The organism is Gemmatimonadota bacterium, assembly GCA_026705765.1.
Classification (GTDB): domain Bacteria; phylum Latescibacterota; class UBA2968; order UBA2968; family UBA2968; genus VXRD01.
The window spans coordinates 1-25,141 of sequence record JAPPAB010000002.1 but is presented as its reverse complement, the minus strand read 5'-3'; the positions used below and the strand labels follow the sequence as shown (position 1 = coordinate 25,141).

The 25,141-nt window shown below is 52.9% G+C and carries 22 protein-coding genes; 21 read left to right on the top strand and 1 reads right to left on the bottom strand.

What is annotated here, in order from left to right:
- Positions 1 to 103 precede the first annotated feature (103 nt).
- Genes OXH16_00310 through OXH16_00300 form a run of 3 tightly spaced genes read left to right on the top strand, consistent with a single transcriptional unit; the run spans position 104 to position 5,526 of the window.
- Entirely contained in the window at positions 104 to 3,196 is a 3,093-nt protein-coding gene (locus OXH16_00310; protein MCY3679806.1) for a cadherin-like beta sandwich domain-containing protein, read from the top strand.
- Between the two features lie 48 nt (positions 3,197 to 3,244).
- Positions 3,245 to 4,243, top strand: a complete 999-nt coding sequence (locus OXH16_00305) for a PfkB family carbohydrate kinase (GenBank protein MCY3679805.1) — start codon at positions 3,245 to 3,247, stop codon at positions 4,241 to 4,243.
- An 11-nt stretch (positions 4,244 to 4,254) separates the two neighbouring features.
- Positions 4,255 to 5,526 (top strand): sulfatase-like hydrolase/transferase, encoded by a 1,272-nt coding sequence (locus tag OXH16_00300; protein ID MCY3679804.1) that lies wholly within the window; start codon positions 4,255 to 4,257, stop codon positions 5,524 to 5,526.
- Between the two features lie 3 nt (positions 5,527 to 5,529).
- Here the strand turns inward: OXH16_00300 and OXH16_00295 are convergent, their stop codons facing one another.
- On the bottom strand, positions 5,530 to 6,288 hold the full coding sequence (locus OXH16_00295) for an SDR family NAD(P)-dependent oxidoreductase (GenBank protein ID MCY3679803.1): 759 nt from the start codon (positions 6,286 to 6,288) through the stop codon (positions 5,530 to 5,532).
- A 96-nt stretch (positions 6,289 to 6,384) separates the two neighbouring features.
- Between OXH16_00295 and OXH16_00290 the strand changes: the two genes are divergently transcribed.
- From OXH16_00290 to OXH16_00205, 18 genes are all read left to right on the top strand, one after another.
- Complete coding sequence (locus OXH16_00290; protein MCY3679802.1) at positions 6,385 to 7,512, top strand: mandelate racemase/muconate lactonizing enzyme family protein; 1,128 nt, start codon at positions 6,385 to 6,387, stop codon at positions 7,510 to 7,512.
- An 89-nt stretch (positions 7,513 to 7,601) separates the two neighbouring features.
- Entirely contained in the window at positions 7,602 to 8,384 is a 783-nt protein-coding gene (locus tag OXH16_00285; GenBank protein MCY3679801.1) for a hypothetical protein, read from the top strand.
- Positions 8,385 to 8,572: 188 nt separating this feature from the next.
- Positions 8,573 to 9,754 carry an SAM-dependent methyltransferase gene (locus OXH16_00280; protein MCY3679800.1) on the top strand — a complete coding sequence of 394 codons (1,182 nt, stop codon included), beginning with the start codon at positions 8,573 to 8,575 and terminating at the stop codon, positions 9,752 to 9,754.
- Between the two features lie 22 nt (positions 9,755 to 9,776).
- Positions 9,777 to 11,174: a PQQ-dependent sugar dehydrogenase gene (locus OXH16_00275; GenBank protein MCY3679799.1), complete on the top strand. Its 1,398-nt coding sequence runs from the start codon at positions 9,777 to 9,779 to the stop codon at positions 11,172 to 11,174.
- A 24-nt stretch (positions 11,175 to 11,198) separates the two neighbouring features.
- The gene (locus tag OXH16_00270) at positions 11,199 to 13,184 is read left to right on the top strand and encodes a hypothetical protein (protein MCY3679798.1); all 1,986 of its coding nucleotides are present in this window, start codon (positions 11,199 to 11,201) and stop codon (positions 13,182 to 13,184) included.
- A 6-nt stretch (positions 13,185 to 13,190) separates the two neighbouring features.
- A complete protein-coding gene (locus OXH16_00265; protein ID MCY3679797.1) occupies positions 13,191 to 13,445 on the top strand; it encodes an AtpZ/AtpI family protein in 255 nt (84 codons plus the stop codon).
- Complete coding sequence (locus tag OXH16_00260; GenBank protein MCY3679796.1) at positions 13,442 to 13,831, top strand: ATP synthase subunit I; 390 nt, start codon at positions 13,442 to 13,444, stop codon at positions 13,829 to 13,831. Before OXH16_00265 ends, OXH16_00260 begins: the two co-directional genes overlap by 4 nt.
- 3 nt (positions 13,832 to 13,834) lie before the next feature.
- The gene (gene atpB / locus OXH16_00255) at positions 13,835 to 14,632 is read left to right on the top strand and encodes a F0F1 ATP synthase subunit A (GenBank protein MCY3679795.1); all 798 of its coding nucleotides are present in this window, start codon (positions 13,835 to 13,837) and stop codon (positions 14,630 to 14,632) included.
- Between the two features lie 27 nt (positions 14,633 to 14,659).
- Positions 14,660 to 14,896: an ATP synthase F0 subunit C gene (gene atpE / locus OXH16_00250; GenBank protein ID MCY3679794.1), complete on the top strand. Its 237-nt coding sequence runs from the start codon at positions 14,660 to 14,662 to the stop codon at positions 14,894 to 14,896.
- 38 nt (positions 14,897 to 14,934) lie between these two features.
- The gene (gene atpF, locus OXH16_00245) at positions 14,935 to 15,429 is read left to right on the top strand and encodes a F0F1 ATP synthase subunit B (protein ID MCY3679793.1); all 495 of its coding nucleotides are present in this window, start codon (positions 14,935 to 14,937) and stop codon (positions 15,427 to 15,429) included.
- A gap of 14 nt (positions 15,430 to 15,443) precedes the next feature.
- Entirely contained in the window at positions 15,444 to 15,983 is a 540-nt protein-coding gene (atpH, locus tag OXH16_00240) for an ATP synthase F1 subunit delta (protein MCY3679792.1), read from the top strand.
- Positions 15,984 to 16,092: 109 nt separating this feature from the next.
- A complete protein-coding gene (atpA, locus tag OXH16_00235) occupies positions 16,093 to 17,610 on the top strand; it encodes a F0F1 ATP synthase subunit alpha (protein ID MCY3679791.1) in 1,518 nt (505 codons plus the stop codon).
- An 18-nt stretch (positions 17,611 to 17,628) separates the two neighbouring features.
- Complete coding sequence (gene atpG / locus OXH16_00230; GenBank protein ID MCY3679790.1) at positions 17,629 to 18,465, top strand: ATP synthase F1 subunit gamma; 837 nt, start codon at positions 17,629 to 17,631, stop codon at positions 18,463 to 18,465.
- Positions 18,466 to 18,479: 14 nt separating this feature from the next.
- Positions 18,480 to 19,865, top strand: coding sequence for a F0F1 ATP synthase subunit beta (atpD, locus tag OXH16_00225; GenBank protein ID MCY3679789.1), 1,386 nt, complete (start codon positions 18,480 to 18,482; stop codon positions 19,863 to 19,865).
- A gap of 4 nt (positions 19,866 to 19,869) precedes the next feature.
- A complete protein-coding gene (locus tag OXH16_00220; protein MCY3679788.1) occupies positions 19,870 to 20,274 on the top strand; it encodes a F0F1 ATP synthase subunit epsilon in 405 nt (134 codons plus the stop codon).
- A gap of 580 nt (positions 20,275 to 20,854) precedes the next feature.
- Positions 20,855 to 21,616, top strand: coding sequence for a hypothetical protein (locus OXH16_00215; GenBank protein ID MCY3679787.1), 762 nt, complete (start codon positions 20,855 to 20,857; stop codon positions 21,614 to 21,616).
- A 15-nt stretch (positions 21,617 to 21,631) separates the two neighbouring features.
- The gene (locus OXH16_00210; protein MCY3679786.1) at positions 21,632 to 22,444 is read left to right on the top strand and encodes a formylglycine-generating enzyme family protein; all 813 of its coding nucleotides are present in this window, start codon (positions 21,632 to 21,634) and stop codon (positions 22,442 to 22,444) included.
- Between the two features lie 395 nt (positions 22,445 to 22,839).
- A complete protein-coding gene (locus OXH16_00205; GenBank protein ID MCY3679785.1) occupies positions 22,840 to 25,131 on the top strand; it encodes a T9SS type A sorting domain-containing protein in 2,292 nt (763 codons plus the stop codon).
- Positions 25,132 to 25,141 lie beyond the last annotated feature (10 nt).

Sequence of the window (25,141 nt, the reverse complement as noted above, 5' to 3'; positions counted from 1 at the left end):
TGCCGCAGTGTCTCGCGGCCGGGCATAGTATCGCCCGTCTTCCAATCGACAATGGAACGGCCAGACCACGACCACATCGAACGCGCCATTTACCGGTGACACGATGGACATGGCGGTAACAGTCACAGCCGAAGACAACACCACCCAAGTGACCTACACCATCACAGTCAACCGCGGTGCCCCATCGATAGACGCAACGCTAAGCAGCTTGACCATCAACCCCGGCGTGCTGAACCCGGCATTCGATCCAAAGACATTGGACTACACCGTCTCAGTAGCAAACGAGGACTCGACCATAACGGTTACAGCAATAGCCAATAATCCGGGTGCAACCATAACCATCAACGGACAGACCGCGACCACATTGGACGTATCACTTGTCGAAGGCGAAAACACCATCACAGTAGTAGTCACAGCCGAAGACGGCACCACCCAGGTGACCTACACCATCACAGTCACCCGCGAAGCACCGGTCCCACAGGTAACCATCTCGGCAAGTACCACACCCATCACCGAAGGCACGGCTACAACCTTCACAATCACAGCAAACCCTGCACCCACAGCCGAACTGACCGTGAACCTGAGTATAACCGAGACCGGCAAGGTCATCAGCGGCACACCGCCCGCGACCATCACCATCAACGCCAACCAGACCACCGCTACTCTCACAGTCGCAACAGAAGACGACAATGTAGATGAAGAAGCCAGTGTAATAACCGCGACACTACAGGCAGGAACAGACTACACAGTGGGCGATCCATCCTCAGCGAGCGTAACCGTAAACGACAACGACGCTGCCCCCAACAATCCAGCCACAGGCGCCCCAACAATCATCGGCACACCTCAAGTGGGCCAAACACTAACAGCAGACGTCTCGAACATCCGGGATGCCGACGGCCTCGAAAATGTCACCTACATCTATCAGTGGATCCGCGTAATCGGCGGTGTGGAAACCGAAATCTCAGGCGCCATAGGTGCGACATACGAAGCCGCAACAGCCGACATTGGTTCCCGGATAAAAATTCGGGTAAACTTCACCGATGATGCCAGCAACGCCGAAGAATTGGAAAGCGAATTGACAGCAATCGTCACGGCACCAGTAGTGCCCGTCGTAACAATCTCGACAAGTACCACAACCATCACCGAAGGCACGGCTGCCACATTCACAATCACAGTGACCCCTGCACCCATAGCCGAACTGACCATCAACGTGAACATCAGTGAAACCGGCAACGTCATCAGCGGCACACCGCCCACGACCATCACCATCAGCACCAACCAGACCACTCTAACCGTCGCAACAGCCGACGACAATACAGATGAAGAAGCCAGCGCAATAACCGCAGCACTACAAGCTGGAACAGGCTACACAATGGGCACACCATCCGCGGCGAGCATAACCGTCAACGACAACGACCTGCCCCCGAACTCGCCAGCCACAGGCACCCCAACAATCACCGGCACACCGCAAGCAGGTCAAACACTAACCGCGGACATCTCTAACATCCAGGATGCCAATGGCCTCACCAATGTATCGTACACCTATCAGTGGATCCGTCTGGTAGGCAGTGTGGAAACCGAAATCATCGGCGCCACGGGTGTGACATACCAAATCACAATAACCGATGTTGACCGCCAGCTAAAAGTTCGGGTCAACTTCACCGACGACCTGGGCTATCCCGAAGAATTGGAAAGCGCATGGACAGCAATTATTACACCAGAGGAACCCCGCGTGATAAAATTAGACGGATGGCTGGCGCGATTTGGGCGAACAGCATCAAATCACGTAATCGAAACCGTGCGCGAACGCGTGAGGGGACACGTGGGCACCAACCATGTGGTAATCGGCGGATACAACCTGCACGAGATGAACTATAACGGACTATTTTTTAATCCGGCACTGATCCCGGGCGAATCCCCAATGAGATTCAGCATTGAGGCCGCGCAGAGTGATCAAAACAAAGAGATATTGAAGCAAATAATATCGAGCACATCATTTGCCCTGTCTGGCACAATGGGACCGCATAGCGAACCTCGATGGGCAGTGTGGGGCCGGGGCGCAACAACGCGCTTTAGTGGCACCGACGACGATCAGACAGTAGAAGGCGACGTAACATCGGTCATGCTGGGCATCGACTATGGAGATAACAGTTTCCAGGGCGGGCTTGTCCTATCCTACGCCATGGGCGATGGCATACTGGGCACCATAGCCAATACCCGCGACGAATGGTCCGTAGAGACAACACTAACGGGTATTTACCCCTGGGCGCGCCTCGCACTGACAAACCGATTCTCTGTATGGGGAATGCTGGGCTACGCCGGAGGCGATCTGCCCCTATCGCTCGAAGGCATCAAGCAATTAGAGACAGACGCAAACATGGTCATGGGAGCCATTGGTACCCGCACCGATTTAATCGGATCGACCTATCATGACGGATTCTCATTATCACTGGCGTCTGATATGATGCTATCGCGCGCAAATGCGGATGATCTGAGGGACTTGCTGGAAAACAAGGGTACTGCGAGCCGCGCACGCGTATTATTAGAAGGATCACACGTACTCTGGATCGCCGGGGGATCACTGCAACCATTGGCCGAGGTGGGAATGCGGTATGATGGCGGCGATGCAGACACGGGCATGGGGATAGAAATTGGAGCCGGGATGCGCTATGTATTGACCTCGCTGGGTCTGACGATTGAGGGTCGGGTACGCGGCCTCATAGCACACCAGGAAGGCAGTTATGAAGAATGGGGCGGCTCGGGCACAATCCGCCTATCTCCAAACCCATCAGGCGAAGGGCTATCGCTTCGGATATCGCCAACATGGGGCGACGCATCTGGCAGCGCACTTACCCTGTGGTCGAAGCCCGACATGAGCGACATCGCATCTGGTCGCAACTCAGAACGCCATGTATCTAACCGCGTATCCACCGAAATAGCTTATGGCGTGCCGTTGGGCGATAAATTAGTTGCAACGCCATTTGTCGGCCTACAAAACAGGCACAAACGGATCGGCGTCGGCTTGCATAGAGATTCGTTATTCGGCCTTGCAGTCGAAGGCATGCAACACAATCGGGACCTTGCCCTGCGGATTCGCGCGGGCATGCATACGCAACACATCATCCTCCGCCTTGAAGGCAGCCTCGATACATATGGTCACCACGCCTACTTCAGGCTACACCACGATATGAAGTAAGAAGGGAGAAAGCCCCCCTTCACACTTCCTACTTCACACTTCCCCAACATGACCCTCAAGACCCTGAACCACATCCTTTCCAAATTCCGCAACCTCGCCATCCTCGTCATCGGCGACTACTTCCTCGACCGCTATCTCATCACCGACCCCGACCTCGCCGAAACATCCATCGAAACTGGCCTTGAAGCGCACCAAATAGTCGCCATTCGCAACCAGCCCGGCGCAGCCGGCACCATCACCTCCAACCTCTGCGCCCTCGGCATTGGACACATCTATGCCCTGGGCATAATCGGTCGCGACGGTCAGGGCTATGACCTCAAACAGGGATTGCGCGCCACGGGTGTAGATATCACCCACCTCATCGAAACACCCGACCGCTTTACCCCGACTTATACCAAACCCATAAACAAAAAAACAGGCGCTGAAATGGAACGCCTGGACATAAAAAATCGAACGCCACTACCCCTCGACCTCGAAAATCAACTCATCAAAACCCTGCACAACCTCCTCCCCCTCGTAGATGGCGTCATAGCCCTCGACCAGGTACAGGAACCCAACTGCGGTGTACTCACAGATCGCGTCATCGCCGAACTCGCAAGCCTCTCCAAAACCCATCCCAACACCGTCTGCTTTGCCGACTCCCGCACCCGCATCACCAACTTCAAAAATATCATCCTCAAAGCCAACCGCGACGAAGCCATACACGCCACAGGAGAACGCGACCTCAACCAATGTGCCCGCATCTTTTCTCAGCGCACCGGCAAACCCGTCTTCATCACCCTTGGGCCCGACGGCATTCTCGTTGCCAACAACGAAAACCTCACGCATATTCCCGGTATAAAAGTTCCATCCCCCATCGACATTGTGGGCGCAGGCGACAGCGTCTCCGCATCCGTGGTCTCCGCACTTTGTGCCAGCGCATCACTATCCGACGCTGCCCAAATCGGCGTATTAGCCTCATCTATCACCATACAACAAATCGGCACAACCGGCACAGCCTCGCCCGAACAGATCGCAAAGCGATTTCGAGACACCCAAACGTCTTAAAAGGAATCTCCATGTCTGACAAACCCAACTTCATCGTATTCATGAGCGACGACCAGGGACACCGCGACCTCTCTTGCATGGGCGCGACCGACTTCCAAACCCCCAACTTTGACCGCATCGCATCTCGGGGCGCCAAACTCACCCGCTGGTATTCCAATGCCCCCATCTGCTCCGCTGGGCGCTGCGGCATACTCACCGGACGCTATCCCATCGCCGCGGGCATTCCCGGCAACGTAGGCGTAACTGCCGACGGCCTGTCACCGGACTTGCCAACCATACCCAAAGCACTCAAAAAACTGGGCTATCAAACCTACATGTCGGGCAAATGGCACCTGGGCAACCGCGAACCCTTCTTGCCGCACAACCACGGCTTTGACCACTGGTTTGGCTTCACCAACGGCTGTATTGACTACTACTCGCACATCTTCTACTGGGCACTATCCTCGAAAAACCAGGCGCGGCACGACCTCTGGGAAGACGGAAGAGAAGTGTATCACAACGGCACCTACTTCGTCGATCTCATGCGCGACAAAGCCATTGAATACATCCAAAAAGCCAAAAACGATGGACGACCCTTCTTCATGTACATCCCCTTCAACACCCCGCACTATCCCCTGCACGCGCCAGAAGAATACATGGAACGCTATGCACACCTATCTCGCTCGCGACAACTCATGACCGCCATGCTCACCGTCATGGACGACGCCATCGGCAAAATCCTCGACGAACTCGAGCGACTGGACCTCTTTGACAACACCTGCATCTTTTTTCAACCCGATCACGGCCCCTCGCGCGAACCGCGCAACTGGACCGACGGCACAGACCTCCCCTATCCCGGCGGCGACACAGGGGGCCTGCGCGGACACAAAGGCACCCTCTGGGAAGGCGGCATTCGCGTCCCCACCCTCATGAGCTGGCCCGAGCGCGTACAGGGCGGAAAAACCATCGACGAAATCGGCATCGGCATGGACATCTTCCCCACCATCCTCACCGCCGCAGGTGGCGATCCCGAACAATACAACCTCGACGGCACAGACATTCTCCCCATGATCGCCGACAACGTCCCCTCACCGCACGGCGACCTCTTCTGGACACAAGGACCCAAAGGCAACACCCGTGTGATACAACGCGACCGCTACAAACTCCTCCTCGACGGCAACGAAATACATCTCGCCAACCTCGACACCGACCCCAACGAAACCACCAACATCGCGGGCGACGAACCCGACCTCACCAGCGACCTCCTCACCCGCCTCAACGAATGGCATGCATCTGTAACCTGACCCCTACCCTCTCCCCCCCTTCACACTCCACACCGAACCCGACGTATAAGTATTGCGCTCAGAACACAAAAACTCAATCACCTCGGCCACCTCCTCCGGATCTGAATACCGCCCCATCGCCTGCCCCGGAGGACTGGCAATATACTCGGGCGAAAACCTCGGCACCACCATCTCCGTCAACGCCCGCCCCGGTTCCACCCCATTGACAAACACACCCTGTTTGCAATACGCATTGCCCAACGCGCCGATAAACGAATAGACCGCCCCCTTCGACACCGAATAAGGCACCTGATTTGGACTGCCATTGCGCGCACCCGAAGTAATCGTCACACAGCGCCCCCAACCCCCTTCCAGCATATGGGGAATTGCCGCCTGGTGAAAATGATAAACCCCGTACACATTGATACGCATCACCTTATCAAACTGCGCCACAGGCTGCTCAAAAAACGGCTTCTCCCATCCCAAAACACCCGCACAGCACACCAGAATATCCAGCCTCCCAAAACGCGCAACCGCTTGTGCCACACACGCCTGAACAGCGGACTCATCCGTCACATCGGTCTCCACAAACAACGCCTCCTGTCCCAAAGCCTCAATCTTTTCAACCATCTCCACCCCCTCTCTTGCCAAAACATCGGCAATAACAACATCCCGTCCCTCCTCCGCAATCCGGACCGCCGTTGCCCCACCAATACCCCGTGCTCCTCCCGTAATAAGAGCAACTCGCCGTTCCTTCTCTGCTGCAAAACGCAAATTCGACATCTCACCCTCCTCGTATTCTATTGCCCATTATCGTCTCATCGCGTAATATAACCCAAGTTGTGACCAATTCCACACCTGAATACAAGGAGCTAATCCATGAAAATCGACCAGGTCGAACACTTCCTGCTCGGCAATAGCTATGTCGTCCGCCTCACCACCGACACCGGCATCTCCGGCATTGGAACCTCTGCTTGCTGGGGCTATCCCGAAGCCATCCAAGCCATCGCCAGAGTCTTCAAAGAATACCTCATCGGACAAAATCCCATGCGCATTGAACACCACTGGCAGCACCTCTACCGCATGGCGCCCTTTCGCGGCACCGCACTTTGCGGCGCAGTCAGCGCAATGGACATCGCCCTGTACGACATCAAAGGCAAACACTTTCAAGTCCCGGTCTGGGAACTCCTCGGCGGCAACTGCCGCGACAAAATTCGCCTGCACCTCCTCGCGGGTGGTCCCACACCCGAACAAATGTATGAAAACGCAAAAGCCGCTGTTGCCGAAGGCTTCACCGCCATCAAATTTGATCCCATCACAGCCGGATACCAGAACCAAGCGCAATCTCGCATCATACAAAACGCCGTCGAAATCGTCGCCGCTGCCCGCGAAGGTGCCGGACCCGATGTAGATCTCATCGTAGAAGTCCACCGCAAACTCACCCCAATGGTCGCCGTAGCCCTGGGCGAAGCCCTCATCCCCTATCACCTCTACTTCATGGAAGACCCCATCCAGATAGACACCATCACAACCCAGGCTGAAATCGCCAAACGCATCCCCGTACCCCTGGGCAATGGCGAGCGCTTCACCTCGATATGGGAATTTCGCGAACTCCTCGAACACGGCGGACCCCAATACGTGCGCCCGGACATAGCTCTGGCAGGAGGCCTGACCCACTGCAAGAAAATCGCCGCCATTGCCGAATCCTATCACTGCGCGGTCGTCACCCACAACTTTCTCAGCCCCCTGGGCACAGCCGCATCCCTTCACCTCGACGCCAGCATCCCCAACTTCATCACCCAGGAATACTCCAAAAACGACGAAAGCGAACGCAACGCCGTGTACAAATGTGCGCACAAACGCGAAGGCGGCTATATCCCCCTTCCCGAAGCCCCTGGCCTTGGCGTCGAACTCGACGACGCCAAAATCCCCGACACGCCCTTTGCCCCCTTGACCAAAGTCAATACACCCAGACGAGAGGACGGATCAATCGCGTATGCGGTGTAATGAGACGTGAGATGTAACCACCGATAACCACAGATTAAAAGTGCATCCAAAATCGTGGAAAATAACCTTTCACTCTTTTGGAGCACAACATGAACAATCCCGAAGAAGTTGAATTTCAATTCAGTACTCAGAAATTTGAAGAAGAATGGGTCGGAAAAGCCCTCAAAAATTTTCAAGAAGACGGCTGGTTTTCAGGCGTTCTCTATCGCGTCAAAGGTGGCAAAGAAGCGCAGGTCTATTGTTGCAAAGCATCTCCTGGTATGGGGGTGGACCTCATTGCCGCCAAAATTTATCGTCTCCGCCGCAACCGCGCGATGAAAAATTACGCCCAATACCAGCAAGGCCGACACATCACCTCCGACAAACGCTACCTTCGCGCTCTCAAAAAGAAAACCCGCACCGGTAAAGCCGTAGAAGATCGCGCCTGGCTCAAACACGAATTTCGCACCCTGCAAATGCTCTACAATGCAGGTGCCGACGTACCCCAACCTTTTGAATTATCCGGCAACACCCTGCTCATGGAGTACATCGGCGACCGCTATTCTGCTGCACCTCTGCTTCAAGAAGTGCGCCTCAAACCCGAAGAGGCCCGACCGCTCTTTGACCGCTGCATTGAAAACGTTGAAATCTTCCTCTCCTGCGACAGCATCCATGGTGACTTATCGGCCTTTAACATCCTCTATTGGAATGGGGCCATTACCGTCATCGACTTTCCGCAAGCTGTTGACCCCTTCGACAATCCCAGTGCTTTTTCTCTCCTCGTCCGCGATGTCGAACGCGTGTGTCAATACTTCTCACGCTACGGCATTCAATCCAGCCCCGTGGACATCGCCGCCGATCTGTGGCGTCGGTATATGCGACGCGAGTTATAACCTATTTGATCTCATCAAAATACCTCTGCTCAACATCAATATTGAATCCGAACGCGAAGGATTTGAAAAAGAATGGCGCGACTTTTGGGAATCGCCAAGAGAAATCACCTGTCAAATTTTCCTTCCCTGTGTATATTTTATCTATACCAGCTCAAATTGACCCTAATCCCTCGCGCAAGCACAATTCAATGTCCACGTCCAAAACCGATTACAAAACCGCCATCCTCAATGCGGTATCAAACCCCGAAACCTTTCTCAGGCTTACCCTGAGCCATCCGCGTCGCGGCACAACCTATAACAAAATCGCCGTCCGCAAGGTTCAGATCAAAAACGCGCCCCACCTCCAGATCGCGCGATATAGCCGCAGGCAAGACATCACGGAAAACATCCCACTGGCCGACGCGAACGCCGCGCTCGGCGAACTACTCGCCTTGCCCTTCGCACAAATCCACGTACAAAATAGCCACGAAGACCTCCACATTCGCATCACAAAAAAAGGCCGCGCACTATTCAAACGCGCAAAACCCTCGCGTCCAAACATCAAACCCACTCTCTCGCACAACCGCGTCAAACACCACCCCCTATCCGACAACCGACCCGACGCCTTTCTACAGGGCCTCGGCATCATGGATCACAACGGGTGCGTGCGCGCATCCATGCGCGACAAATTCAAACAAATCAACGCCTTTCTCCACCACTTACAACCCGTCATACCAGCATCGAAACGCCCCCTCACCCTCATAGACTGCGGCTGCGGCAACGCGTATCTCACATTTGCAGCGTATCACTACCTGAACAACATACAGAACATCCCCGCGCGACTCATCGGCATTGATCACAACCCATCCCTCATCGCCAAATGTCGCACCCTCGCCCGTGACCTCGGCTGGACAAACCTCGCCTTTCACAATTCCAGCATCGCCGACTTCACCCCCCAAACACCACCCGACATCGTCTTTAGCCTGCACGCCTGCGACACCGCAACCGACGACGCCATTGCCCGCGCCGTACAGTGGAACAGCCCTGTCATCCTCGCAGCCCCCTGCTGCCAGCACGAACTGCGCCCACAACTCGACGCATCTGTCTTCGCACCCGTAATGGCGCACGGCATCCTCAAAGGGCGCACCGCCGACATCCTCACCGACGCCTGCCGCGCACAACTCCTGCGCATATTGGGCTATCGCACCGAACTCATCGAATTCATCGACTCCAAACACACGCCTAAAAACATCCTCATCCGCGCAAAAAAAATCGCCCGAACAAGCGATCCAGCCCTCGTTCGGGAGTATTGCACCATGCGCGACTTCTGGCACATCACCCCCAGCCTCGAACAACTGCTCGCCCGCGAACTCGCGCCCCTCTTATCCTGATTTTCCAAATTGGAGAACCCGCATGAGACATCTTATTGTAATTTGTATCTTGAGCTTCGTACATCACCCTGCATTTGCACAGGACGGAAAAGCCCTGTACGCGACATACTGCGCGCAGTGTCACGGTCCCGACCTGAGAGGGGGCAATGCACCGAGCATGGTGGATGGCATCTGGAAATACGGAGACGGACGCGGCTACCGCATCCGCAACATCAAAAACGGACTCACCGAACTGGGCATGCCCGGCTATGAAAAACAGCTCACAAACAGACAGATCACAATGATCGTGGATTTTATCGAACAGATGGAAAAAGAAGTGGGCCAACCCAAACCCCCGCCACCCGACTTTGTACAAACACTCGACTACGACATAAATGTCGATATCTGGGTACAGGACCTGCAAATCCCCTGGGGAATCGACTTTATCGACCCACAAACAGCACTCATTACCGAACGTCCGGGCACGCTGCGAATGGTAAAAAACGGAAAACTCCTCGATCCCATTGCGGGAACGCCCCAGGTGGTTCACGAAGGACAGGGCGGATTAATGGACGTGGCAATAGACCCCAATTACCCTGAAAACGGCTGGATCTACCTCGCCTACAGCCATGAACTCGCCCACCGCGAAGGACAGCGCCGATCCCCTGCAATGACCCGCATCGTACGCGGTCACATAGAGAATAACACTTGGGTCAACCAACAAGTAATCTACGAAGCCCCGCATGAAACCTATCTCATAACCCGGCATCACTACGGCACCCGCATCGTATTCGACGCAAACGGATACCTCTACTTTGCAATAGGAGACCGGGGCTTGCAAAACCAGGCACAGGACTTGACCCGACCAAACGGCAAAGTCCACCGCATCCACACAGACGGACGCATCCCCAAAGACAATCCCTTTATGAGCCAGGAAGGCGCCCTCAAAACCATCTATTCCTATGGCCATCGCAATCCCCAGGGCATGGCAGTCAACCCGGTCACCGGAAAAATATGGGACGGCGAACACGGACCAATGGGCGGTGACGAACTAAACGTCGTAGCCAGAGGAAAAAACTACGGATGGCCTGAAATCACCTACGGCCTCAACTACAACGGCACAATCGTATCCGACCGCGTCAGCCAACCCGGAATGGAACAACCAACCCTTTATTGGCGACCCTCAATCGCCATCTGCGGCATCAACTTTTACCAGGGCACTATGTTCCCCAAATGGCAAAACAAATTGCTCGTAGCATCCTTAAAATACGAAGATGTACGGGTACTCTCCGTTGACGGAGACCGCGTCCTGCACGAAGAAGTGATCCTCAAAAACGCGGGACGGGTGCGCGAGGCTATATCCGGGCCAGACGGCGCAGTGTACGTCGTCCTCAACCAGCCCGATGTGATCTTGCGCTTAACGCTGAGTGAAGAGAGATAGATCTATTCAGGAGCACTGCATCTCATGGCACTCGCGCAACCCGTAAACAACACCGAAGCCTTGCCCAATCGCGACCGCGTAACCGCGCGCTGTGTCTTGCTGGGATTGGGACTCGTCATAAGCGTGAACACCTGGCCCATCTACGGGCTATATGTCATCCACATCAACCAGATGGTATTCAGCTACATGGCGATGGCACTCATGATCCCATTTGTAGTGCTATCCCTGGGGCTGAACGTACTCCTGCGAAAATTCTGGCCCCGCGCCGCATTTTCCCCCCTCGAAATGGCCATCGTCTTCTCCATGGGACTGGTGGGCGCATTATTCCCCCTCATGAACTTCACCGGCCTGATCATGGGGCACCTCGCAACCCCCTATTATTTTGCCTCGGCACAAAATCGGTGGTCCGAATTTCTCCATCCCCACTTGCCCCGCTGGTTATTCCCCACAGATGAAAACGGCGCCATGCGTCTCTTCTTCGAAGGCCTGCCACCCGGCCATGCAATACCGTGGGAAGTCTGGATCGTCCCCCTATTCTGGTGGTTTGCATTTGCAGGCGCAATCATCTGGACCTGCTTGTGCATCGCCGTAATTTTGCGACGCCAGTGGTCCGAACACGAAAAACTACCCTTTCCCGCGGCACAGGTCGCACTGGAACTCGTACGAGAAGAAAGCAAAAAAATATGGCCCCCCCTCGTAGGACGCCCGGCATTCTGGATCGGCATGGCAATCCCACTCACCGTAATATGCTGGAATATCCTGTCGTATTTCATGCCCGACTTCCCCAAAATACCAATCACCCGCGCGGGCGACGGCGTCACATTTTTGCACATCAGCCGATACATTCCAGATCGGTACTTCTATATCGGCATACAATTCTTCATCGCGGGATTTGCCTACTGGACCAGCCTGGAAGTACTATTCTCCATCTGGTTTTTTTACTTACTCGTCGTAGCCGAAGTCTATACCTTTAACCGCATCGGATACACCATTGGAACACCCGGCTTGTGGTCCTCAACACACGCGGCCAATGCGTGGCAGGCATTTGGCGCACTCGCATGTATGCTATGCCTGGGATTGTGGATGGGACGCGAACACCTCAAAGGCGTCTGGCAGGCCATCAGAGGGCGAAAAAAATTAGACGACGCCGAAGAACTCATGTCCTACCGCACCGCGGGCATAGGTGGCCTGACCGGATTATTATTCATCATCGGATGGCTACACACCGCGGGCATGGCCTGGTATGTAATTATCCCCTTCTTAATCGGCATGGGCATATTATATGTGGGCATCGCCCGCGTCATAGCCGAAAGCGGACTGGTCTATTTGCGCGGCTCCATGATGCCCCCAACCTTCGCCCTCTACACCCTCGGCTCGGCGAATATCCCGGCGGCGAGCATGGCAAATTTTGCGTTCTCCTTCGCGTATTTTACAGACGCCAAAAGCCTCGCCATGGCCAGCATGGCGCATTGCTCGTGGATCACGGCAGCCATAAAAGGACGCAAACGCATGGTCGCAATAGCCCTCGTATTAGCCGGCATAGCAGCCGCCATCTCATCAGTAGCATTCACACTGTATTTGGGCTATGAAACAGGCGCATATAACTTTAGAGCATTTGAATTTCGCACACACCCGCGGATCTTCGACTACTGGATCCGACAGATGCAAACCTTTAACCCACCCGACTGGAATCGAATAGGCTTTTTCGGCTTTGGCGCAGCCGGAATGGCGCTATTGACATTCTTGCGGTATCGCGTATCCTGGTGGCCCTTACACCCGGTTGGATTCGCCATCATGGAAACCCAGGCCGTGCGGGGAACGATCTTCACCATCTTTCTCGTATGGCTGTGCAAATTGCTCATCTTGCAAATTGGCGGCATCGCCCTATACCGCAAAGGCCAGCCCTTATTTCTCGGTATCCTCGTCGGATTCATCCTCGGCGTGGCAATCTCGGCAACAGTAGATACCATCTGGTTCCCCGGCAGCGGGCACTCGGTTCACCATTGGTAATCCAAAATGAAAAAACATCCCCCAGACAAACCCTCATCCCTCGCCCAGGCCTATCGCAGTGTAGGCCCCTATTTAACCCTGGGCATTCAACTCATCGCCACAATATTGCTATGTGTATTCGCCGGACACTGGGCAGATGGCAAATTCGACACCGCGCCCCTGTGGACCTTAATCGGTGGCCTGGTAGGCATTGCCGCGGGATTTTACCACTTCTTCAAAGCCGTCTTAAAAATGGACCGCAAATCGGAGGAAGACCCGTGAGATCTTTTGTCAAACAAATTGCCATCGTCCTGCTGGTATTCTGGGTCCTCGGAGGCTACCCCCTCTACCTTTGGAAAGGAACTGACGTACTCATTGCCGCAGGCGTTGGTTGTGCAATCTGCACGCTAAATGCACTCGCTGGTGCCTATCTCGCACTGTGGGGCATGCGCCGGGATAATCGCACATTTATGACCGTCGTATTCGGTGGAATGGGGATTCGCCTAATTATTGTACTGATTTTCTTTTTTGTCGCACTAAAATTAGTTAAACTTCACGTTTTTAGCTTGACTCTTTCACTATTTTTATTTTACGTAGTATTTCAGATTTTAGAGATTCGGTTCTTCGTAGGGCGTCCGCCCGACAAAGCCAATAATTCAGGAGTCTGACGGATGGCAGCACAGGCAGAGGAGCAAAGCAGCGGCAGTTTCATCCTCGAGCATATCACAGACCATCACGAGCTACATCTCGGTCCACTCCATATCCCTTTACCCCATATTGAGCTTTTTGGCGTTGATATGTCCATTACGGGCCACCTGGTCATGATGTGGGTCGCCTCGCTATTACTCATTCTCACCCTCATTATTTCCACAAAACGACGCGGACTCATACCCTCGGGCTTTGCCAATGCGATTGAAGCCATCGCCATATTTATCCGCGACGACGTCGCCGTGCCCAACCTGGGAGAGCGGGACGGGCCGAAATACATGCCGTTTTTAATGACGGTCTTTTTCTTTATCCTCTTCTGCAATCTATTGGGATTAATACCCTTTGGACAAACCGCAACCGGCAATATCAATGTAACAGCCACACTGGCGGGCATCTCGTTTGCAATGATGCTCGGAGCCGGGATCAAACACAACGGCCTGTTCGGCTTTTTCAAAGGCTTGATCCCCCCCAATTTGCCAATTGCACTGCTGCCGCTCATGATCCCGCTGGAATTTCTGGGCCTCTTGACCAAACCATTTGCACTGTGCATTCGTCTCTTTGCCAATATGCTGGCCGGTCACGTCGTAATATTGTCTCTGATCGGCATCATTTTTATTCTCGGTTATTTTGTCGCCCCCATTGCCATTGCTTTTGCATTGGCAATGTACATGTTGGAAATTTTCATAGGTTTTCTTCAAGCTTATGTATTCACGCTCCTGACCGCCCTGTTTGTGGGCCTGTGTATTCACCAGGAGCATTGATTGTATCAATTCACAAGGAGGAGTACTGTGGAAGGTCTTGGCGCTGAAGCTTACGGTTATTTGTCCGCTGGTATTGGTGCTGGGTTAGCCGCACTGGGTGCTGGCGTGGGCATCGGTCAAATTGGTCGAGGTGCAGTAGAAGGCATCTCTCGTCAACCCGAAGCAATTGGCGATATTCGGTCAACGATGATCATTGCTGCGGCACTGGTCGAAGGTGTGGCATTGTTCGGCGTGGTCATCTGCGTATTGCTGGTATTCAAATAAACCGCGCGAACCAAACGCGGTGAAAGAGAGACATAACAATGGATTTGTTGAGTCCAAACCCCGGCTTGATTATCTGGACGCTCATCACATTTGTGCTCGTATTGCTCGTCTTGAAGAAATTTGTTTGGGGACCGTTATTATCGGCACTCGACCAGCGAGAAACGCGCATCCGCGAAGCACTCGAGCAAGCCGATAAAGCGCGTGCCGAAGCTGAAAGGTCCGCCGAAGAGAACAAACAGGCACTCGTACAGGCGCAGGCAGAAGCTCAGGCTGCAATTAACAAAGCGCGCGAAGACGCCGAACAAGTCGCTCGAGACGTGCAAGAACGCGCCGAAGCCGACGCCCAACAGCTTCTCGAACAGGCGCGTCGCACCATACAACAAGAGCGCAATCAGGCCCTTCAGACATTGCGTCAGCAAACAGCCGAACTGGCGATTCTCGCTGCCGGACAATTGCTGGAGGAAAATTTGGACGATGAGCACAACAAAAAAATCGTAGATGATTTCATCAACCGCATGCCAGAACATTCCTGAGTTCGGAGTTTTTTGTGAGCCAATCCGCCGTTTCCATCCGATACACCAGCGCATTGATCGATGCCGCGCAAGACAGCGGGGTATTGGATCGGGTTGAAGCCGATGTACAGGCATTATTGGACTTATTGCACGCCTCGGAAGACCTGCGGGGATTTGTCGCAGACCCCATGATGCGATCCGAACAAAAGCGCGCGGTATTGAACAATTTGCTCGCCGGAAAAATTGAGGACATAACCCTCAGATTTTTGCTGCTGCTCTGCGACAATCGCCGCGAGCGCGTACTGCCCGAGATATTGTCGGACTTCCTATCCGTATTGGAAGACCGGCGCGGTCAGGCCACGGCGCAGGTGACGGTCGCTGCGCCCCTGTCCTCTGAGCAGGAAACGCAATTAATTGCAAAACTCTCGACCTATTCTGGCAAACAGGTGCGATTGGAAACCACAATAGACGAACAATTAAAGGCCGGGTTTGTGGTGCGGCTCGGCGACCGTGTATTTGATGGCACGCTGGCCACGCAACTCAATCGGTTGCGACAGCGCCTCGTGTCTGATTAACTTGCTAAAGCAGTACATCCCTTGCAGGTATTTCGGGATGTGCAACACCGCAACCATCCGTGTTCATCGGTGTTTATCTGTGGTTGCTTTTAGAGAAGGCAGGCAAAACATGGCGACGAATTTGCAGATTCGCCCCGACGAAATTTCGGCACTGCTCAAACAGCAGATCCTGGACTCCAGGACTGAAATAGACGTCTATGAAAGCGGCACCGTCCAGCAGGTGGGCGATGGCGTGGCCCGCGTACAGGGGCTGGGCAATGTGCAGACCAGTGAACTGGTCGAATTTCCCAACGGCATTATGGGGATGGCGCTCAACCTCGAAGAAGACAACGTGGGCTGTGTGCTATTTGGCGATGACACATTGATCCGCGAAGGCGACGAGGCCAAACGCACCGGACGCATTGCCGAAGTGCCCGTGGGCGAAGCCCTCCTGGGCCGCGTGGTAAATCCACTCGGCATGCCAATAGACGGCAAAGGCCCAATCAACCCCGAAGCAACACTACCCATTGAACGCAAGGCACCCGGCGTCATCGAGCGACAGCCCGTAACCGAAGCCCTGATGACCGGATTAAAAGTAATCGACTCAACCGTGCCAATCGGGCGGGGGCAGCGCGAACTGATCATCGGCGACCGGCAAACGGGCAAGACGGCGATAGGCGTCGATACCATCATCAACCAGAAAGACAGCGACGTAAAGTGCATCTATGTCGCCATTGGGCAAAAAGCCTCTACAGTTGCCAAAGTCGTAGCCGAACTGGAAGCCAATGGCGCAATGGAATACACCATTGTCGTATCGGCCACAGCCAGTGAACCCGCCCCACTTCAATTCCTATCACCCTATTCGGGTTGCTCAATGGGCGAGTATTTCCGCGACAAGGGCGAACACGCGCTGATTATTTACGACGATTTGTCCAAACAGGCGTGGGCTTACCGCGAAATGTCCCTGGTATTGCGCCGCCCGCCGGGCCGCGAAGCCTATCCCGGCGACGTATTTTATTTGCATTCGCGTCTGCTCGAGCGCGCCGCCAAAATGAGCGACGAACAGGGCGCGGGTTCGCTCACCGCATTGCCCGTCATTGAAATTCTGGAAGGCGATGTCTCCACCTTTGTGCCCACCAATGTAATATCGATTACCGACGGACAAATCCTGCTCAAACCCGAATTGTTCTACGCGGGTATCCGCCCCGCCATGGACGTGGGCGCCTCGGTATCGCGCGTGGGCAGTTCGGCACAGACGAGCGCGATGAAAGCCGTTGCCAGAACCATCAAAGCCGACATCTCGCGCTACAACGAAGTCAAAGCCTTTGCGATGTTCGGCACAGAAGGCCTGGACGCCTCAACTCAGAACTTGCTGAACCACGGCGAAAAACTAATCGAAATCCTCAAACAAGATCAGTATTCCCCAATGTCGTTGGAAGAACTCACCGTGGCACTCTTCGCCGCCAATCTGGTCGATGATCTGCCCACCGAAGACGTGCGGCGCTTCGAGCGAGAATTGCTGGCGCACATAGGCCACAGTGAGTTGATGGAAGAAATCCGCGAAAGCGAAGACTTGAGCGACGAAAATGCCGAAAAGCTCACAGAAATAATTGAGAACTTCAAACGCGGCTTCCGCGTATCGGTATAAGAGAACAAAGGATCGGATGTGGCAACCCTAAGACAACTGAGAACGCGCGTTGCAAGCATCACCAATATCCAGAGCGTGACCAACGCCATGCAACTCGTGGCCGCGGCTCGCATGCGACGGGCACAAGAAGCCATTGCGGCTGCGCGGCCCTATGCACAGCAACTCGATCGCGTTTTACAGCGACTCAGCGGCATGGAATCGCTTTCACATCCGCTGATGACAGAACGCGTGATCGACCGCACAGCGCTCATTGTCTTGACCTCTGATCGCGGTTTGTGCGGCAGTTTTAACACCAACTCCTGCCGCCACGCATTCAATGACATGTCCCCCGATGATGGCATACTTGCAGTGGGACGCAAAGGACGCAGTTTTTTCAGAAATCGCAATTGCGATATACTCAATGACTATGAAGATGTATTTCGCGACCTGTCCTTTGCCTCGGCCATAACAATCGCCGAAGACGCGGTAAACCGGTTTTTATCGGGTGAAGTCGATCGCGTGATGCTCATTTACAATGCCTTTGTCTCAGTCGCACAACAACAGCCCGTATCAGAACAATTATTGCCCATTGCACCCAGCGAAGGCGAAGCAGCAGGTGTCTATTTATTCGAACCATCGCCGGAAGTGTTGTTGGAGACACTGGTCCCGCGTCATGTAAATTTCCAGGTATGGCGCGCCCTCCTGGAATCCAACGCCGGTGAGCAAGCCGCGCGGATGCGCGCAATGGACAATGCGACCAAAAACGCGGGTGACGTAATCGAAGAACTAACCCGCGAAATGAACAAAGAACGTCAGTCGTCAATTACACTGGAACTGATGGATATTATCGGCGGCGCCGAAGCCGTTGCCCAGTAGTGGAGAGGCCAATTATGAACCAGGGTATGATCAAAGAAATCGTGGGCGTTGTCATCGATGTGGCATTTGAAGGCGACCTGCCCCCCATATACAATGCGTTAGAAGTCGAAGGTACGGATCCCCGTCTGGTGCTCGAAGTGCAGCAACACCTGGGAGAAAACATGGTGCGCTGTGTTGCAATGGATTCCACAGACGGACTGGTGCGCGGCACCGCAGTAGTGGATACGGGTGGACCAATCACAGTGCCCGTAGGTGAAAATGTCTTGGGACGCTTGTTCAACGTGATTGGCGACCCCATCGACGGCAAGGGTCCGGTGCCCAATGACACGCCGCGACTGCCCCTGCACCGCGACCCACCCGAACACGAAGAACAGGTGACATCCGACCAACTGCTCGAAACCGGCATCAAAGTGATGGACCTGATCTGCCCGTTTGCCCGCGGTGGTAAACTGGGATTGTTCGGCGGCGCGGGCGTAGGCAAAACCGTGGTCTTAAAAGAACTCATCAACAACGTGGCTTCGGGACACGGCGGATACTCCGTATTTGCTGGCGTGGGCGAGCGCACGCGCGAAGGCAATGACCTGATGCTCGAAATGATCGAAGCCGACGTAATCGACAAAACCGCCATGGTCTTTGGCCAGATGAACGAACCGCCCGGCGCACGCCAGCGCGTGGCACTGACCGGATTGACAATGGCGGAAAATTTCCGCGATGAACACGGCCAGGACGTATTGCTATTCATCGACAACATCTTCCGTTTTATTCTCGCCGGCGCAGAAGTATCCGCACTATTGGGCCGCATGCCATCGGCCGTGGGATATCAGCCGACCCTGGCAACCGAAATGGGCGGCTTGCAAGAGCGCATCACCACCACGCAAACGGGATCTATTACATCTGTCCAGGCCATCTATGTACCCGCCGACGACTACACCGACCCCGGCGTAGTCACGGCATTTTCGCACCTCGACGGACGCATCGTGCTCGACCGCGCCCTCGCCGATCAGGTACTGTATCCCGCAGTGGATCCACTGGCATCTTCATCGCGCATCCTCGACCCCCGCGTCGTAGGCGACGAACACTACGATGTGGCACAACAGGTGCAGCAGATCCTGCAGCGATACCGAGACCTGCGCGAAATCATCGCCATTCTGGGCATCGACGAGCTATCGGACGAAGACCGCATCGTCGTCGCACGCGCCCGCCGCATCCAGCTATTCCTGACACAGCCCTTTACAGTGGGCGAAGTGTTCACGGGTATTCCCGGAGAATACGTAAACATAGAAGACACCGTACGCGGCTTTAAAGAACTCGTCGAAGGCGTACACGACGACCTGCCCGAACAGGCATTTTACATGGTCGGACCAATTGAGCAGGCAGTGGAAAAAGCAAAAACGCTATAAAAAAATGGCCACCTTTCAATTAGACATCGTAACACCCGAAAAAACCGTGTACTCCGGTGAAATTGAGCATTTTCAAGCACCGGGTGTTGACGGCAGCTTTGGCGTACTGGCGCGCCACCAGCCCCTGCTGGCCGCACTGGGCATTGGTCGGGTCGGCTTCCGGGAAGCAGACGGAACCGAGCGCACCCTCGCCATCAGCGGCGGATTCGCCAATGTATCGGGGGATGGTGCAACCATCCTCGCAGAAGCAGCCGAATTTGGCGATGAGATCGACATAGAACGCGCCCGCGCAGCGCGAGACCGCGCACGAGAGCGACTGGACAATCGCACGCCAGAAGTAGATGTAGAACGCGCACAAGCAGCACTGGGACGGGCATTTATGCGGCTGCGTGTGTCAGGTGTTGAGTAATATTTTCAGAAATAGGAATGAGAAAGCACGCTCTAAACAGGGCGTGCTTTTTTTAGCTAAACAAGAGACGATCAAATTTTAATCACAGCAGATAAATCTCCATAAATCCGATCTCTATAACTTCAAAGATCGGATTGGTAAACACAAAAAACCCTCGCATTTCGCCCTTCTTTGCTTCCCGATGGAAGTAAGGAAGGGCGTTTCTATTTCAGCCATTCTTTCCCTTTTGCTCATGGTATATCGCTGTTTTAGACGCGTGGATATACTGATAGCCACAACCTCATTAACCACTGCGTACCACAAACGTGTGAATTGTGTGAAAGGAAATACTCGACAAAGAGAATTAAATAATGTAGCCTATTTTCTGAACAATGAGTTAGGCTTCTATAATTTATTTAAAGCATAAGCGATAATAATGGGAGAGGAGGATAACATGATAACGACAACGTGACACAAGCTGACTTTGATCAATAGAATGATAGATATGGTTCGTCTGTGCTTTGCGGGGACGGATACAGGTCTCTATCAGATTCGGGATAAATACTTTTTGACACGGACAACCCTAACAAGGAGATTATAGATGAACCGTTTTTTGAAACAATGGACAATACCCATTCTGGGATTCATTGTGCTGAGTCAGGCCGCCGATGCACAACAATCTTTTCGCGCAAAGGCGATTGCCCAGGTCGCAGAACAATTTCCCAATAGTGAGAAGTCACCCCAACAGATTTACGACGAAGGACTCATCTGGCATACCGCAAAAATCTTTGTCAAACAATTCAGAAATTTCGAGTTGGGGGCATTGACGGGACCAATTGAAGAAGACCGCTACCGCACAGTGCCCGGACCGGTGGGTTCAACCACTGACAGTACAGCGACGCCTCCAGGTCCCGGCAATATTCCCGGTGGCATAACTTCAGAAGATACCTCTTCTGTTGTCGTGAGTGAATCTGACACGACCAGGACCATCACCCAGCGCATTGATCGCCGCTCTATATTCTTCAGTGAAAGACATGCGGTGACTACAACTGCCGAGCAAGATTATACTGAGGCAGAGCGTCGAGAGATTCGCAAGACCTTTCTGAGCATGTTTGATGGCTTACCTCGAGATGTGCGTATCGTGATTGAGTTGGTAAGCATACAGTATCACGGTCAAACAGCCACGGTAACAGCGCAGTGGAAGTATGACATCGTGGGTCACGCCACGCGGTTGAGTAGCCCTTACAAAGACCAGTCTCCTGGCTCACTCACACTGCAAATGCTTCGTGTAGGCGACAGTTGGTTGGTGAGCGACTTTCGCGGATTGGTCAATGGATTGAAAACCGATGTGACAAGCCGCTAAATAGCGGAGGTTGGCATGAGGTGCTTTTGGTGTATTCTGCTTGCGTTTTGCATCCTGAGTTGTGGCAATAAGAGCACAGGACCAGTAATAGAGCCAGAACCCATCCCCAATCACGAGGCAGGAGATCTGGTAATTGACCTGCCTGGCGGAGCTAAAATGGCCTTTATATGGGTTGAACCGGGCACGCTTAGATCGGAAACACCCATGAGAGATCTATTTACAGGAGAAATTTTTTACGCCATTGGTACAATGGAAATTCCCAACGGCTATTATCTTGGGAAATATGAACTCACGCAACAACAGTGGGAGAAAGTGATGCTCACCTCGCATTGGCCCAGGAGAGACGAGGACGAGGACGGTTTTCCTGAACTGGATTATCCTGCCTACAATATTTCCTGGCCTGAGGCACGAGATTTCGCGGAAAAGTTGACGGATCTTCAGGATGATGGCATCTACCGCTTACCAACCTCAGACGAATGGGAATATGCCAGTCGAGCAGGTGCAACAACCCGCTATTTCTTTGGTAGTAGCTCTGATTCTCTGAGTAACTACGCCTGGTGGGGCAAGAATGTGGATAGCGCGCAAATAGTCGGTACTAAATTGCCCAATCCGTGGGGATTTTATGATATATATGGCAATGTGTGGGAGTGGACACAAAGTGGACGCGGGTCTCGAATAAATCCAACACGTTATATAAAAGGTGGCAGTTATGATACGTGGGCGTTGGACGCAAGCTCTACAGGGTTTGTTCCTGCTGCTACTGCCTCACGCAGTCCACAACTGGGTGTGCGAATATTGCGAGAAGGACCAAAAGTTGTGCAACCTTGAAAAAGGTTATTGAAAGAACAATCATTTTAATTTAAAAGGAGAATAGAATGCGTTGTAACAGGCTGAAATCCGTTTTTGGGATTTTTCATCTTTTGTGTGGATTACTTATGGTCAGTGTGGTTCTTGGGATAAATGCTATTTCTTCTGTTGAAGCAGTGACAGAGATCGGTCCGGGGGATCGTATCTTTTTTCTTGGAAATCAGTGGGTGAAAAATCGCACTGTATCGCAGACTGGATTTGAGGTGATCCGGTTATCGAGTACCGAATCACCTTCTGACATGAAATATGTTAGAAATACCCTCAATCTTAAACTGATGATTGGATTAGGGGGTACTGTCGTTCCGGATGATAGACCTTCACCTGAAGGTGAAAGAGCACCCTGGCCTGGCGATACAATGGACACTGCACTGTCCGCATTTCGAGACTCGCTGGCAAATTGGCTCGGTCGGGACCGTCTTGATATATCTGCCTTTCATTTTAATCTCGAATATAACGAAGAGTATTATACATACAGGTATCCCGATGATCCCAATGATCTTGCGGCTTCTAAAACAAAGCGGGTTAATGCCTTGGCAGATACAATGACATTAATCCTGAAAAATTATCAGCGCACAATCCATGAAGTATGCGATTCACTGTCAATCGATTCATATCCAACACTCTGGATTTTTAGTGCAAAAGGAGACGGCAATACGACTTATAAAGAGTTTGGGTGCGATTGGAACGCTTTGACATCAGGCGATTATCCGATTGATGTCGCCACAATGGGAGTGGAGACACAAACAATCTCTACGACCCAGCATCCAACAACTGAAGATAACATCTGGGTCCCAAATCTTGCGGATCTCCATATTTGGGGAAGTGCAGCGCATATTAAAGATCTCAAAGACCTTACAAATGGAAAACCTGTCGTCATCCAATACCACATCGCTGGCAGCATACCATATCGAAATGTGTACCATCTTTACTGGAACGATTTTCGAACATTGGCGAGATATTTCAAAGCGTTGAGCGAGGAAGGATCATCACACTTTGGCGGCAATTATCCCGTTGGATATTATCAGTCGTTTTATCGTGCAACGATTCCCGATCCTGGAGGGGGGCCTGATATTGAAGGGGTAAACTTCACCCTGGACAAGTCTGGTAATCCTCCCACGGAACCCATTCCCTGGGAGGATGGGCAGAAATATCCTGCGCGTTTGTGGGAAAATGGCAAGGAAGGGGATTGGGGATATAATGCTACGACGAATAAGCACAATAAGTGGGAGCGTGAGTTTATTGCCAATGTTCTGTCTGCAACTGGCACACCTTTAACAGGACACACTGTGCCAGCAACCACAACCTGGAGTGGCGAGATTTATCTCATTGGCGATGTCGTTATTCCCAGGGATGTGACTGTGACCATTCAGGCTGGAACAGTGATTAACTTTCGCCCGGATACAGATGTTTACGAGTCGGGTTTGGACACAAACATCTCTGAAATTGTTGTGCAGAATGGTGGCACTTTAAATGCAAGCGGTACTATCCAGAATCCCATTATTTTTCGGTCATCATTCAGGGCTGATGGCACGGATCCCAGCGGAGAGGGTTGGCGGGGCGGAATTGAGGTCAGGGACGAAGAAACCGAAGAAATAATCGACTACGATCCCATCCTTTATAATCCTGGCAAAGACGATTGGGGTGGTATCAAGGTAGAGGCAGGTGGCGTTCTGACCCTCCAGAATTGCCAGATTTATGATGCCAAAGTCGGTGTGGATGTTGAACAGAGCACCAGCATCATAACGAACGTTGATATTGCAGAAACCGATTTTATTGGCAATTATACAGGCGTCAAACTCGATTATCAAAATCAGTTCTTAGAAGTGACCCTGGACAATGTGTTATTTCACGACAACACGAACGGTCTGGACGTTATCTCTCATTCCAGTGAAGAAAATGAGACGGATCTGGTCAACGCCACAATCGCAGGCAACTATTATGGCATATCAGTGGTTTCAAGCGGCATCAGCGATCATGGGTTCACCGTCAAAAACACCATCATTGACAACAATAGTTTTGGTATAAACGCTGACTATCGAGAATCGCCTGATATCACTGTCAAATACTCAGATTTCTATGCTAACTCAATAGCCTTACACGGTGATTTGAGCGACTGGTCTGTCCCTCCCAGTGGGAGTGACCATCCTGGCAATCACACTTATGATCCGAGCTTTGTCGATGCAGATGGGGATGATTTTCACCTTCGGGCTACTTCACAATTGATTGATGAAGGTGATCCAACCATGACAGAGGCTGATAATTCAACAATCAACATGGGCAGATATGGTGGTACTACGGAATATACGTCTGTGTCCAGTGGTGGCACGGGTAGCACAAAACCCACTGTCTTGAAAACAGAAGATACGCCTCTGGTATTTTCGTTATCTCAGAACGCGCCAAATCCCTTCAATCCAGAAACCATTATCTCCTATGATCTACCCCAAAGTGAACAGGTCAAGCTGGTAATCTACAATGTGTTGGGTCAGGAGATTCGCACGCTTGTCAATGCGTTCAAACCCGCAGGTCGTTACCGCGTGGTGTGGAACAGTAAGGACGACTTCGGGCGTTCAGTGTCCAGTGGAATTTATTTTTACCGGATCACCGCAGGTGAATTTTTGGACACGCGCAAGATGTTGATCTTGAAGTAAATCTGTAGCG